This window comes from Streptomyces sp. NPDC057428, assembly GCF_042803195.1.
GTDB lineage: Bacteria > Actinomycetota > Actinomycetes > Streptomycetales > Streptomycetaceae > Streptomyces.
In genome coordinates this window covers 24,775-37,174 of the sequence record NZ_JBHVCT010000034.1, presented here as the reverse complement: position 1 = coordinate 37,174, position 12,400 = coordinate 24,775, and the positions used below count along the sequence as shown (strand labels likewise).

General features: G+C 70.6%; 11 protein-coding genes. 8 read left to right on the top strand and 3 right to left on the bottom strand.

Translation table 11 applies throughout. The features are described 5' to 3' along the window. Positions 1-5: 5 nt before the first annotated feature. On the bottom strand, positions 6-908 hold the full coding sequence (gene galU, locus ACFU5K_RS15980) for a UTP--glucose-1-phosphate uridylyltransferase GalU (protein ID WP_327117628.1): 903 nt from the start codon (positions 906-908) through the stop codon (positions 6-8). A gap of 106 nt (positions 909-1,014) precedes the next feature. Between galU and ACFU5K_RS15975 the strand changes: the two genes are divergently transcribed. Continuing rightward, a complete protein-coding gene (locus tag ACFU5K_RS15975; RefSeq protein WP_384061400.1) occupies positions 1,015-1,596 on the top strand; it encodes a 5-formyltetrahydrofolate cyclo-ligase in 582 nt (193 codons plus the stop codon). On the opposite strand, the gene ACFU5K_RS15970 is transcribed toward ACFU5K_RS15975, so the two are convergent. Beyond that, positions 1,593-4,343 carry a penicillin acylase family protein gene (locus ACFU5K_RS15970; RefSeq protein ID WP_384061397.1) on the bottom strand — a complete coding sequence of 917 codons (2,751 nt, stop codon included), beginning with the start codon at positions 4,341-4,343 and terminating at the stop codon, positions 1,593-1,595. The two genes, ACFU5K_RS15975 and ACFU5K_RS15970, sit on opposite strands and share 4 nt — an antisense overlap. Positions 4,344-4,620: 277 nt before the next feature. Here ACFU5K_RS15970 and ACFU5K_RS15965 point away from each other — a divergent pair, with 277 nt between their 5' ends. The 5 genes from ACFU5K_RS15965 (at position 4,621) to ACFU5K_RS15945 (ending at position 9,996) form a co-directional block, all read left to right on the top strand. Next, complete coding sequence (locus ACFU5K_RS15965; RefSeq protein ID WP_384061395.1) at positions 4,621-6,174, top strand: potassium/proton antiporter; 1,554 nt, start codon at positions 4,621-4,623, stop codon at positions 6,172-6,174. A 301-nt stretch (positions 6,175-6,475) separates the two neighbouring features. Next, the gene (locus tag ACFU5K_RS15960; protein ID WP_384061391.1) at positions 6,476-7,756 is read left to right on the top strand and encodes an MFS transporter; all 1,281 of its coding nucleotides are present in this window, start codon (positions 6,476-6,478) and stop codon (positions 7,754-7,756) included. 66 nt (positions 7,757-7,822) lie between these two features. After that, complete coding sequence (locus ACFU5K_RS15955; RefSeq protein WP_384061389.1) at positions 7,823-8,176, top strand: FmdB family zinc ribbon protein; 354 nt, start codon at positions 7,823-7,825, stop codon at positions 8,174-8,176. Positions 8,177-8,261: 85 nt separating this feature from the next. Continuing rightward, entirely contained in the window at positions 8,262-9,110 is an 849-nt protein-coding gene (locus ACFU5K_RS15950; protein WP_384061386.1) for an S-methyl-5'-thioadenosine phosphorylase, read from the top strand. Positions 9,111-9,432: 322 nt separating this feature from the next. Beyond that, positions 9,433-9,996: an RcpC/CpaB family pilus assembly protein gene (locus ACFU5K_RS15945; RefSeq protein WP_384061384.1), complete on the top strand. Its 564-nt coding sequence runs from the start codon at positions 9,433-9,435 to the stop codon at positions 9,994-9,996. 68 nt (positions 9,997-10,064) lie between these two features. Here the strand turns inward: ACFU5K_RS15945 and ACFU5K_RS15940 are convergent, their stop codons facing one another. Continuing rightward, positions 10,065-10,292 carry a hypothetical protein gene (locus tag ACFU5K_RS15940; RefSeq protein ID WP_384061382.1) on the bottom strand — a complete coding sequence of 76 codons (228 nt, stop codon included), beginning with the start codon at positions 10,290-10,292 and terminating at the stop codon, positions 10,065-10,067. Positions 10,293-10,445: 153 nt separating this feature from the next. Between ACFU5K_RS15940 and ACFU5K_RS15935 the strand changes: the two genes are divergently transcribed. Next, positions 10,446-11,516, top strand: coding sequence for a P1 family peptidase (locus ACFU5K_RS15935; protein WP_384061379.1), 1,071 nt, complete (start codon positions 10,446-10,448; stop codon positions 11,514-11,516). A gap of 121 nt (positions 11,517-11,637) precedes the next feature. Continuing rightward, positions 11,638-12,390, top strand: a complete 753-nt coding sequence (locus ACFU5K_RS15930; protein WP_384061378.1) for a DUF6227 family protein — start codon at positions 11,638-11,640, stop codon at positions 12,388-12,390. The last annotated feature ends 10 nt before the right edge of the window (positions 12,391-12,400 follow it).

Here is a 12,400-nt window from a genome sequence, read left to right as displayed (position 1 = left end):
AGCTGTTACAACTCCTCCGTGACGTAACTGCGCAGCCAGGACCGGAAGTCCGGCCCCAGGTCCTCACGTTCGCACGCGAGTCTGACAATGGCACGCAGATAGTCGCCGCGGTCGCCGGTGTCGTAGCGGCGGCCCTTGAAGACGACGCCGTGCACCGGGCCCCCGACCTTCTCGTCCTCGGCCAGCAGCTGGAGCGCGTCGGTGAGCTGGATCTCGCCGCCGCGGCCGGGCTCGGTGTGGCGCAGTATTCCGAAGATCGCGGGGTCCAGGACGTACCGGCCGATGACGGCGAGGTTGCTGGGCGCCTCGGCGGGGTCGGGCTTCTCCACCAGCCCGGTGACGCGAACGACGTCGCCGTCGGTGGTGCCCTCCGTGGCGGCGCAGCCGTACATGTGGATCTGCGACGGCTCGACCTCCATCAGCGCGACGACGCTGCCGCCCTCGCGCTCCTGGACCTCGACCATCCGGGCGAGCAGTGGGTCGCGCGGGTCGATGAGGTCGTCACCGAGCAGGACGGCGAACGGCTGGTCACCGACGTGCGGCGCGGCACAGAGCACGGCGTGGCCGAGGCCGCGGGGGTCGCCCTGGCGCACGTAGTGCATGGTCGCCAGGTCGCTGGACTCCTGGACCCGGGAGAGCCGTTCCGCGTCTCCCTTGCGGGTCAGCGCGGACTCCAGCTCGTAGTTCCGGTCGAAGTGGTCCTCGAGAGGACGCTTGTTACGACCGGTGATCATCAGCACGTCGGAGAGGCCTGCGGCAACGGCCTCCTCGACGACATACTGGATCGCGGGCTTGTCGACGACAGGCAGCATCTCCTTGGGAGTGGCCTTGGTGGCCGGCAGGAACCGGGTGCCGAGACCTGCAGCTGGAATGACAGCTTTGCTGATCCTGGGGTGCGACTGAGTCATGCGAAGCACTTTAACCGGTGCCTATGGGCGGAAGATGAGCATCCGGTTAACTTCGCCCTCATACATACACATTAACGAGCTATGCGAGTACCCGTTGAACCATGACATGTCCCGGAAACCGCCTCTGCGGCAGGAACTGCTCGCCGCGCGCAGGCTGCTGACTGCTGAAGACGTCGGAAACGCCGCTTCGGTTCTCGCCTCGACCGCCGCGGCTCTTCCCGAACTCGCCGACGCGCGGACGGTGGCGGCCTACGTGTCCGTCGGGCGGGAGCCGGGGACCCACGTGCTCCTGGACGTGCTGCGCGCTCGCGGCGTACGCGTCCTACTGCCGGTCCTCATGGCGGACAACGACCTGGACTGGGGCCTCTTCGAGGGCGCCGACCATCTCGTACCCAGCGGCCGGGGGCTCCTGGAGCCTGACGGCCCGCGCCTCGGTCCCCGGGCGGTTCTCGAAGCAGACGCGGTCCTGCTGCCCGGACTCGCCGTCGACGGGCGCGGGATGCGCCTGGGGCGCGGCGGGGGGAGCTACGACCGGGTACTGGCCCGGCTCTCGGCCGCCGGGGCGCATCCCGCCCTGGTGGTCCTTCTCTACGACGACGAGGTGGTCACGCGGGTTCCCGAGGAACCGCACGACCACCCCGTGGACGCCGTGGTCACGCCGGCCGGAGCGCGGCGTTTCGTGCGCTAGGACTTCTTGAGCGTCAGGGTGTCGACGGTCGAACCGTCCACCCCGTCCTTCGTGTAGGACCAGTCGAGCAGTTCCCCGTCGGCCCACTTGTCGGTCTGGTCGGTGTAGTGGGAGCTGAAGGCGTGACCGGAGGCACCGGTCAGGTTGATCCAGCGCGACTTGTCCCAGTCACCCACGTTGACGATCATCCGCATCGACGGCACCCAGATGACGCCGTAGCCGCCCGCCGCGTTCCAGCCGGAGGCGTTGACCGCCGCCTCGCCACCGCCGAGGTTCCAGGGACCGCGGTTGAGGGCCCGCTGCAGAAGGCCGGGGCCCTCCTTTCCGAGCGTCTGGTTGCGCAGCGTCAGCTGGTGCAGCCGGCCCCAGCTCCAGGTGCTGACGTCCTTGCCGAGCTTGGCGGTCAGCTCCCAGCGGGCGTCCTTCATGGCGCGGGCGAAGAGCTCGTCGCGGCTGTCGATCGCCTGCTCGCGCCCCTTGGCCGGGACCTTCCACCAGTCGTTGTCCTGGTCGTGCAGGATGTTCTCGACGACCTCGTACCAGCGGTCGCCCCCGTCCGGCTGCGCCGCGTCCGGGGCGCGCTGACCGCATTCCCGTACGAGCTTGCCCTCGTCATCGACCGGTCCGGATCCGGCGACCGGCTCGACGTAGATGCAGTCGCCCTTGGCCCGCATCTCCTTGGGCAGCTTGTTACCGAAGGCCAGCTTGAGGATGTTGCGCCAGACACCGTTGAAGTACGCGGCCGCCGCGGAGTCCGACTCCTGGGTGTAGTCCCAGCCCTCCAGCAGCTTCTGTGTCTCCCGGACGCTCTCGTCGGAGACCTGGACCTTCAGCAGCTCGGGCACCAGCTCCGCGGCGATGGCACTGTGGTCGTCCATCTGCAGCTGCTGCATGTCGTCGGTCGAGATCTTCCCGCCGTCCTTGATCTTCAACTCGATGAGGTCGTTGATCCGCTGGCTGCGCGCGCCGTAACCCCAGTCCTTGGTGAGCAGGTGGGGGTACTTGTCCTCGTCGATGACGCGCTGGTTCGCGGTGACGATGTAGCCGCGCTTCGGGTTGTACTCGTACGGCAGCTGGTCGAAGGGGATCGGCTTCTTCTCCCAGCCGTAGGCCGACGTCCAGCCGGGGCTGGGGTGCGTACCGTCGTCGCCCTTGAGACGGACCGGGATCTTGCCGGGCGCCTGGTAGCCGATGTTGCCCTTGGTGTCCGCGTAGACGATGTTCTGCGACGGCACCTCGAAGTGGGCGGCAGCCTTGCGGAAGCTCGTGAAGTCCTTGGCCCGGTTGAGCTCGAAGACCGCGTCCATGGAGTGGCCGGGTTCCAGCGCCGTCCACTTCAGGGCGACCGCGTACCCGTCGCCGCGGTCGGGAGCGGAGTTCCCGACGGGGGCCTTCTTGCCGACCTTCTTCAGCTCGTTGCTGCGGTCGGAGAGCAGAGGACCGTTGTTGGTCTCGCGGACGGTGATCTTCCGGCTGCTGCCGCCGGCGACCTTGATGGTCTCCTCGCGGGTGACGAAGGGCTCGGTCTTGCCGTCGTACTGGTAGCCGTCGGCGGAGACCTTCTCCAGGAAGAGGTCGGTGACGTCGGCACCGAGGTTCGTGAAGCCCCAGGCGATGTCCTGGTTGTGGCCGATGATCACGCCGGGCATCCCGGAGAACGTGTAGCCGGCCGTGTCGTACTTGCAGGCCTCCGAGACCTGCCGGCAGTGCAGCCCCATCTGGTACCAGAGCGAGGGCAGCTGCGGCGCCAGGTGAGGGTCGTTCGCCAGCAGCGGGTTTCCGGTCGCCGTGTGCGTGCCGGAGACGACCCAGGAGTTCGATCCGATGCCGTTGCCGTTCGGTCCGAGCAGTGCCGGGATCTCGTCCAGGGTGTCGGACAGCGCGGAGAGCTGGGTGTTCACGCCCTCGGTCGCGCCCTCGACCGTCTGCGAACCGATGTCGCCCGACGGTTCGGCGTCAGGGTTGAACTTCCCGGTGACCGGGTCGATCGCGCCCTTGTCGACGATCGACTCGTGATCCTTCGGATAGGCGGGATAGAGGTCCTTGATCTCCTTGTCGCTGAGCCTGCTGGTCATCAGCGAACGGTCGATCTCGTCCTGCATGTTCCCGCGCAGGTCCCAGGCCATCGCCTTCAGCCAGGCGACCGAGTCGACCGGGGTCCACTCGGTGGGCTTGTAGTCGTTGGTCAGCCCGAGCGCGGCGTACTCGACGGAGATGTCCTTGCCGTCCTTGCCCGCCAGGTACGCGTTCACCCCGTCCGCGTAGGCCTGGAGGTTCTTCTTCGTGTCCTCGTCCAGGACCGTGTCGTACTCCTCCTGCGCGACCTTGCGCCACCCCAGCGTGCGCAGGAAGGAGTCGGTCTCGACCTGCCCGGAGCCGAACATCTCCGAGAGGCGCCCCGAGGTCATGTGGCGGCGTACGTCCATCTCCCAGAAGCGGTCCTGGGCCTGGACGAAGCCCTGCGCGCGGAAGAGGTCGCTGTCGGTGTCCGCGTAGATCTGCGGGATGCCGTAGTCGTCGCGTTTGACGTCGACGTCGCCGGAGAGCCCCCTGAGCTCGATCGATCCGGTGGTCTGCGGGTAGGAGGCCCGGACCGTGGAGACGGACCAGAACGCGCCGTAGCCGACACCCGCGACGAGGGCCAGCACCAGGACGATCACGAGCAGGCGGGCGCGTCGCCCCTTCTTCTTCCCGCCGGCCGTCTTCGCATCGACAGGCTGGGGAGGGGCGGTTGTGTTGGCGGGCATCGCTGTCCTTCGAGGGGCAGGGTGGTCCTGGGCATGCTGGAGCAACCATAGGCGCCCCGCTGAAGCCACTCGGACGCGGTATGGGGATGCATCCATTTGCACACCGCTTCGCACGGGCACTCGAAGGCGTCAAGGAAGCGTTAAAGATTAGGTAAGGTAACGAAGTAGTGGCCGCCGGAGGCCGATCCGGAAGGCGCACGCAGGGAAGGAACGGACCCTGACTGTCCACGCGCTCAATGAACTTCTGCTCGTCTGCTCGGTCGTCCTGCTGGTCGCCGTGGCGGCGGTACGCATCTCGTCCCGCAGCGGGCTCCCCAGCCTGCTCCTGTACCTCGGCATCGGTATCGCCATGGGTCAGGACGGCATCTTCGACGTCAAGTTCGACAACGCCGAGCTGACCCAGGTGATCGGCTACGCCGCCCTGGTCGTCATCCTGGCCGAGGGCGGCCTGGGCACGAAGTGGAAAGAAGTGAAACCCGCACTGCCTGCGGCGGCCGTGCTGTCGACGGTCGGCGTGGGCATCAGCGTGGGCGTCACCGCGAGCGCGGCGCACTATCTCGTCGGCCTCGACTGGCGGCAGGCGCTGATCATCGGCGCCGTCGTCTCCTCCACCGACGCGGCGGCGGTCTTCTCCGTACTGCGCAGGGTCCCGCTCCCCTCGCGGATCACCGGTGTCCTGGAGGCCGAATCCGGCTTCAACGACGCCCCGGTGGTCATCCTGGTGGTGGCGTTCTCCACCGTCGGGCCGGTGGAGCACTGGTACGTGCTGGTCGGCGAGATAGCCCTGGAGCTGGCCATCGGCGCAGCCATCGGCCTCGGGGTCGGCTGGCTCGGCTCCCTCGGGCTGCGCCACGTGGCGCTCCCCGCTTCCGGCCTCTACCCGATCGCCGTGATGGCCATCGCCGTGGCCGCGTACGCGGCCGGCGCCATGGCCCACGGCAGCGGTTTCCTGGCCGTCTACCTGGCCGCGATGGTCCTCGGGAACTCCAAGCTCCCGCACTGGCCGGCCACCCGCGGTTTCGCGGACGGGCTCGGCTGGCTGGCCCAGATCGGCATGTTCGTCCTGCTCGGCCTGCTGGTCACCCCGCACGACCTCGTCGACGACTTCTGGCCCGCCGTGGTCGTAGGGCTGGTCCTGACAGCGGTCGCCAGGCCGCTGTCCGTCTTCATCAGCCTGGCGCCCTTCCGGCTGCCACAGCGCGAGAAGGCGCTGATGTCCTGGGCGGGGCTGCGCGGAGCCGTTCCCATCATCCTGGCGACCATTCCCATGGTGTCCGGGATCGAGGGCAGCACCCGGGTCTTCAACATCGTCTTCGTGCTCGTCATCGTCTACACCCTCATCCAGGGCCCGACCCTGCCCTGGCTGGCGAAGGCCCTGAACATCGCCGAGGACCCCTCCGAAACCGCGGACCTCGGCATCGAGTCCGCACCTCTGGAGCGGCTGCGCGGCCATCTGCTGTCCGTCGCGGTGCCCGGCAAGTCCAAGATGCACGGCGTGGAGGTGGCGGAGCTCCGGCTGCCCGCCGGGGCGGCCGTCACCCTCGTCGTACGGGACGAGAAGAGCTTCGTGCCCGCACCGTCGACCGTGCTGCGCACCGGGGACGAACTGCTGGTGGTCGCCACCGACCCGGTGCGCGACGACACGGAGGCGCGGCTGCGGGCGGTGGGCGAGGGCGGCAAGCTGGCCGGCTGGCTGGGGACTGGCGGCGCCGACCGCAGGAACAGCGGCTCGGGAGGCGTACCGCACATCGCGAAACTGGCCAAGAGGCTCGGCCTGGGCGGTGACGGCCGGCCCGGTGAGCGGGCTGGCGGGCGACGGATCCACCGCTGATCGGAGGCCGCCTGCGCACATCCGTACGCAATCACAGGCCCGCCGACGCGGAGACCTGTAAGATGAAGGACTGGATCTCATGATCCACATGATTCGAACTTGATCGACCAACTCTGCCTGACGCAGAGCTGGCGCGACCGTATGGCGGTCGTGGCGCCTTCGCCTCTGGAGCGAGCGTCCGGCATCTACCGCAGTTCCGCGCGAAGAGGACAGCTCTCGGCAGCCCCCGTGAGCCCTCGCACCCAGGTGCGAGGGCCATTCCCCGGGGACACGGCCACCAGGCGGCAGAAAGGCATGGACCGTGGCGTCCACGGTCTCCGACCGCCCCGGTTACGGGCAGTTGCTGCGCACCCCGCGTGCGTGGACCTTCCTCCTCCCGGGCTTCGCTGCCCGGCAGCCCTTCGCGATGCTGACCATCGGCATCGTCCTCCTGGTCCAGCACACGACCGGCTCGTACGGCAGTGCCGGCGCGGTGGCCGCCGTCTCCGGCGTCTCGATGGCCCTGTTCGCTCCGCAGAGCGGCCGGCTGGCCGACCGGTTCGGCCAGCGCATCGTGCTCCTGCCCGGCGTCGTGGTGCACGCCGCCTCGGTCGGCGCGCTCACCGCGCTCGCCCTCGCGGACGCACCGCTGTGGGCACTGTTCCTGGCCGCGGTGCCCACCGGTGCGTCGATACCGCAGGTCGGGCCCATGGTGCGGGCCCGCTGGGCGGCGCTTCTGGGCGCCGCCCCGGGGCGTCCCGCCTCGCCCCTGATGGCGACGGCCGCCGCCTTCGAGTCCGTGACGGACGAGTTCACCTTCGTCATCGGACCCGTCCTCGCGACGGCGCTGTGCACCGGCGTGCACCCGGCGGCCGGACTGATCGCGGAGGCGGCGCTGACACTGTTCGGCGGCGTCCTGTTCGCCGCGCAGCGCTCCACGCAGCCCGTGCCCAGGGACGCCACGACGGCGGCGGAACCCCGCCGCTCGGCACTCTCCGTACCCGGCGTGCGCGTCCTCGCGATCAGCTTCCTCGGCATCGGCGCCGTCTTCGGCGGCATGCAGGTCTCCCTGACGGCGTTCTCCGAGGAGATCGGCCGCCCCGGCGTGAACGGACTGCTGTACGGGGTCTTCGCCGCCGGCAACATGCTGGCCGGAATCGTCTGCGGGGCGATCGCCTGGAAGAGCAGCCCCCGCCGCAGGCTGATCGTCGGTTACGTGGCCCTTACCCTCACCGCGTCCGGCCTCTGGGCTGTGCACTCGACTCCGCTGCTGGCGGGACTCGGACTGCTCGTCGGACTGTGCATCGCCCCCGCCCTGATCAGCGGCTACACATTGGTCGAGTCCCTGATCCCCGCATCGGCCAGGACCGAGGCCTTCACCTGGCTCACGGGCGCGGTGGCGCTCGGCCAGGCGATCGCCGTCACCGTGGCCGGGCGGCTCGCCGACGCACACGGTTCGAGCACCGGTTTCCTCGTCCCGTTGGTCGGCACCGCACTGGCGCTGGCGACCCTGCTGGCCCTGCGGGCGCGGCTGGCACCACGGTCCGCGGGACGCACGGTGGCGCGTGGGATCGGTCACCGCGAGCCGGTCGCGGTGGACTGATGGCTCGGAATACGTCAGTATGGAACGTCGTTAGCACTCACTGAGTGAGAGTGCCAGGAGGAGCAAGTGCCGACCTATCAGTACCAGTGCACCGAATGCGGCGAAGGCCTCGAGGCGGTGCAGAAGTTCACCGATGATGCCCTGACCGTGTGCCCGAACTGCGAAGGACGCCTCAAGAAGGTGTTCTCGGCGGTCGGCATCGTGTTCAAGGGTTCCGGTTTCTACCGGAACGACAGCCGCGGCTCCTCGTCGAGCAGCACGCCGTCCACGTCGACGGCCAAGGCATCCGGGTCGACCGGATCGACGAGTGGATCGTCGTCGACATCCGGCTCGGAGTCGAAGCCGACCGCTTCCGCGTCGTCCTCGGCCTCCTCCTCGTCGTCGTCGAGCGGCACGTCGAGCAGCACGTCGGCCGCCTGAGGCCGCGCACACCACACGTTTCACAGGGACCCCGCCGATCAACTCGGCGGGGTCCCTGTCGTGCGTGCCCCGTTAGTGTGACCGCATGGTCAACGCAGACACGGCTACAGCGGACATCGGCGTCATCGGCGGCTCGGGGCTCTACTCCTTCCTGGAGAACGTGACCGAGGTCCGGGTGGACACCCCCTACGGAGCGCCGAGCGACTCCCTCTTCCTCGGCGAGATCGCGGGCCGCCAGGTGGCGTTCCTCCCGCGCCACGGCCGCGGCCACCACCTGCCGCCGCACCGCATCAACTACCGGGCCAATCTCTGGGCCCTGCGCTCCGTGGGCGTACGCCAGGTACTCGGGCCCTGCGCCGTCGGCGGCCTGGTCCCGGAGTACGGACCGGGCACCCTGCTCGTACCGGACCAGCTGGTCGACCGCACCAAGTCCCGCACCCAGACCTTCTACGACGGCGAGATCCGGGCCGACGGGGTCCAGTCGAACGTCGTGCACCTCGGCTTCGCCGACCCGTACTGCCCGGCGGGACGCAAGGCCGCCCTCACCGCGGCACGTGGACGCGACTGGGAACCGGTGGACGGCGGCACGCTCGTCGTGGTCGAGGGGCCCCGCTTCTCGACCCGGGCCGAGTCGCGCTGGCATGCCGCGATGGGCTGGTCGGTCGTCGGTATGACGGGCCATCCGGAAGCGGTGCTCGCCCGCGAACTGGGCCTCTGCTACACGACGACGACGCTGGTCACGGACCTGGATGCGGGAGCCGAGGCCGGTGAGGGCGTCAGCCACGCGGAGGTGCTGAAGGTGTTCGCCGCCAACGTGGACCGGCTGCGCACGGTGCTCTTCGACGCGGTGGCGGCGCTCCCGGCGACCGAGGACCGCGACTGCGTCTGCGTGCACGCCTTGGACGGGCTCGACACGGGTGTCGAACTGCCGTAGCGCGGAGCCGGACGGTTCTGCGGAGTTCGGCAGGGGCGGGGGGATCCGGGAAGGGCGCGGGGGGTTCGGCGGCGCGGGTATGGACGGGGCGGGCGGTGACCGAGGCGGCTCCGAGCGGCAGCATCCTGACGCCGGACGACCCGTGCGAGTGGCCGGGTTTTCCACATCGTGCGGGCTGTCCACAGGGCGGAGCGGGAAATCCACGGGTGGTGGATCGTGAGGGGAGTCGGGCGGGCACACCGCCCGGCTCCCCTCACGGTTGTCCGCGTGGGCTCCCCCGCTGGTGCCCCGCGGACTCCCTTAACGGCAGGTGGTGTTGGCCATGTTCCCATCGGTACCCGATACACGTCCCGCGCCTCCCGCCCCGTGCGGGATCCCGCACTTCCCGCCCCTGCGCGTGCGCGGCGGCGGCAGGAGACGTGTCCGGCGGGCGTTGCGCGCCAGGCGCAGGGCGCTCGCGGTGGGGTTCGCGCTGGCCTCGGCGGTCCTCGCCGCGTCGGAACTGAGCGGGGACGAGGGAGCCGCGGCAACCGCGGGCGCAACTCAGCTGGAGCCGGAGCGACGGCGGGCCGTGCGGTTCGTGTCCGCTCCGGTGCGGATCGCCGACGCGGCGACGGTCGGACTGCTGCGGCCGGGTGACCGCGTCGACGTCATCGCGGCGGCCGGCGGGGACGCAGAGGCGACAGTGGTGGCCCGCGACGTGCGCGTGGCGCAGGTGCCGCGCGGCACAGGCACGGGGTGGCCGTCGTCCACCGGGGCAAAAGACCCGGCGGGCGGCGACGGCGGTGCCCTGGTGGTCCTGTCCGTGGGGCGGGACACCGCGAAGACCTTGGCCGGCGCGGGGGCCGTGGGCCGGCTCGCGGTGGCGGTGACCCATGCCGGGTAGCGGCGGCGTCGCGCCGGTTCACCCCTCGGACCTACCCGAGTGGACAGTGCGCCTGCCCGCCGCGGTGCTCAGATGTGATGAGGCGGCTTCTCGTCGAGGAAGCGCGCGAGGTCGGCGGCGCTGTCACCGGCCGGAGCCCGCTCGCCCCACCCCCGATCCGTGTCGTCCGAGGACTGCCGGTCCAGCGGATCGTCGAAGATCAGAGCCGGCGGCTGAGGCCGGGACTCCCGCGGCGGCTGTTCCTGCGGCTGCTGCGGCTTCGCTTCTCGCGGTCCGGAGGCGGGGGCGGTACTCATACGTCCAGGGTACGGCGGACGCGCAGCGGTCCTCGGGCCGAGCAGCCACAGCCCCGCGCGCACCTGGTGCACGCCCCTCCACGCAGGATCCCGCCGCCTGTACGTTCGCCGGTGGACGGTCACGGCACCGCCGCACCCTCACGAGGAGTTCTGATGACCGACGAACTGCCTGCTCCCGGCCCGCAGGACGCCCTGACGGACGTGGCCGGGATCCGCGTCGGTCACGCGCGGGTGCCGGGCGAGCGCGCGCTGAGCGGGACCACCGTCGTCCTGGCCCCCCAGGGCGGGGCCGTGGCGGCCGTGGACGTCCGCGGTGGCGGGCCCGGCACCAGGGAGACGGACGCCCTCGACCCCCGCAATCTCGTGCAACGGGTCGACGCGATCGTCCTCACGGGTGGCAGCGCCTACGGACTCGACGCGGCGTCCGGTGTGATGGCCTGGCTCGAGGAGCGGGGGCGCGGCGTCCGGGTCGGAGCCGACCCCGCACAGGTGGTCCCGGTGGTGCCCGCCGCCTGCCTCTTCGATCTCGGCCGGGGCGGTGACTGGCGGGCCCGACCCGACGCGTCGACCGGACGGGCAGCTGTGGAGGCGGCGGCCGCCTCCGAGACGGGCTCACCGGTGCCCGAGGGCTCCGTGGGTGCGGGGACGGGCGCGGTCGCCGGGCAGCTGAAGGGCGGCGTGGGCACGGCGAGCCTGCGCCTCGCGTCCGGCACCACGGTCGCCGCGCTGGCCGTGGTCAACGCGGCCGGCTCCGTCCTCGATCCGCGGACCGGCGTGCTGTACGGCGAGTACGGCGCCGGGGAACCGCCCGTCCACCCGGACCCGGCGGTGCACGCGGAGGCGGGCCGCCGACTGGTGGAGATCCAGGAGGCGCGGCGCGGCAGCGCGCGAGGGGACCTGCCGTTCAACACCACGATCGCCGTCGTCGCCACGGATGCCGCGCTCACCCGGGCTCAGGCGCAGAAGCTCGCGGGTACGGCCCACGACGGTCTCGCGCGCGCCGTCCGGCCGGTCCACCTGCTCACCGACGGGGACACGGTCTTCACTCTCGCCACCGGTCAGGTGCCAATGCCGCCGGAGCCCGTGACGGCCCTCAACGACATCCTGGCGGCGGCCGCCGACGTCCTGGCCCGCGCCATCGTCAAGGCCGTCCGGGCGGCCCGGGGCGCCGAGGGTCCCGGGGGCGCCTTCCCCTCGTACAGCGAGCTCTACGGCCCGTCATGAAGGCAGGGGAACTTTCTGCGTGCGCGGTACGTTTTTTGCGAACCCCGGTCACGATGTCAGACCCAGGGACTACGTTATGCACGCATCGGGTAACACGCGGCGACGGCCTGGAGACAGCACCTTGAGCGATCCGTACGAGACAACCGAGCAGCACCTCGAGCGACTCCTGCGATGCGCCCTCAACTCCTTCGATCTGTCCGACACCACGGTCGACCGGCTCGGCACGGCCCTGGCGCACAACAGCTCCCTCTACTCGTCCCACCACAGCGCCGCTCTGCACCGCGAGACCTACCGGCACACGTACCTGCTCTCCGACGGCACCGCGCTCACCCTGTGGGAACTGGTGCACGGCGGCGGCAGGGACAGCTCCGGGACCTCGCTCCGCCACGAGTTGTACGACGACGAGGGCGAGGCAAGGATCGCCGCCGCCCGGCTGGCGGGCAGCTTCTGGGACTCCGCCTCCGCGCCGGGCGGCGACAGTCTGCGGGAGGATCTGGAGATCCTCACCCTGCTGATGAGCGTCCCCCCGGCCCCCGCGCCCCGGACGTACGCCCAGGACGACTCGGCGGACCACGCCCGTCGCGTCCTTCGCCGCGCCGAGAACGGCGACCGGCCGGGCCCCGCGACGGCCGGACGGCTGCGGGCCGCCTTCGCCCACCACATCACCCAGGTCTTCGGCCGCCAGTTCCACGTCGACGGACGTGACGCCGGCTTCACGCTCTACGAGCACGCGTTCCTGCTCCTGGACGGCACCGAGACGAGCCTGTGGGAGGTCGAGCACACGGCCACACCCGACGGCCGCCACATGTGCGAGGTGTACGACGACGAGCAGTCCGCGCGCCGAGCCATGGAGAACCGCACCCGGATCTGCTGATCCGGAGGTG

What these genes read in the sequence shown, in the direction of transcription:
- ACFU5K_RS15945 (WP_384061384.1), top strand. Translation starts at nt 9,433, where the DNA reads ATGTTCCCATCGGTACCCGATACACGTCCCGCGCCTCCCGCCCCGTGC.
- ACFU5K_RS15975 (WP_384061400.1), top strand. Translation starts at nt 1,015, where the DNA reads ATGTCCCGGAAACCGCCTCTGCGGCAGGAACTGCTCGCCGCGCGCAGG.
- ACFU5K_RS15970 (WP_384061397.1), bottom strand. Translation starts at nt 4,343, where the DNA reads ATGCCCGCCAACACAACCGCCCCTCCCCAGCCTGTCGATGCGAAGACG.
- ACFU5K_RS15940 (WP_384061382.1), bottom strand. Translation starts at nt 10,292, where the DNA reads ATGAGTACCGCCCCCGCCTCCGGACCGCGAGAAGCGAAGCCGCAGCAG.
- ACFU5K_RS15935 (WP_384061379.1), top strand. Translation starts at nt 10,446, where the DNA reads ATGACCGACGAACTGCCTGCTCCCGGCCCGCAGGACGCCCTGACGGAC.
- ACFU5K_RS15950 (WP_384061386.1), top strand. Translation starts at nt 8,262, where the DNA reads ATGGTCAACGCAGACACGGCTACAGCGGACATCGGCGTCATCGGCGGC.
- galU (WP_327117628.1), bottom strand. Translation starts at nt 908, where the DNA reads ATGACTCAGTCGCACCCCAGGATCAGCAAAGCTGTCATTCCAGCTGCA.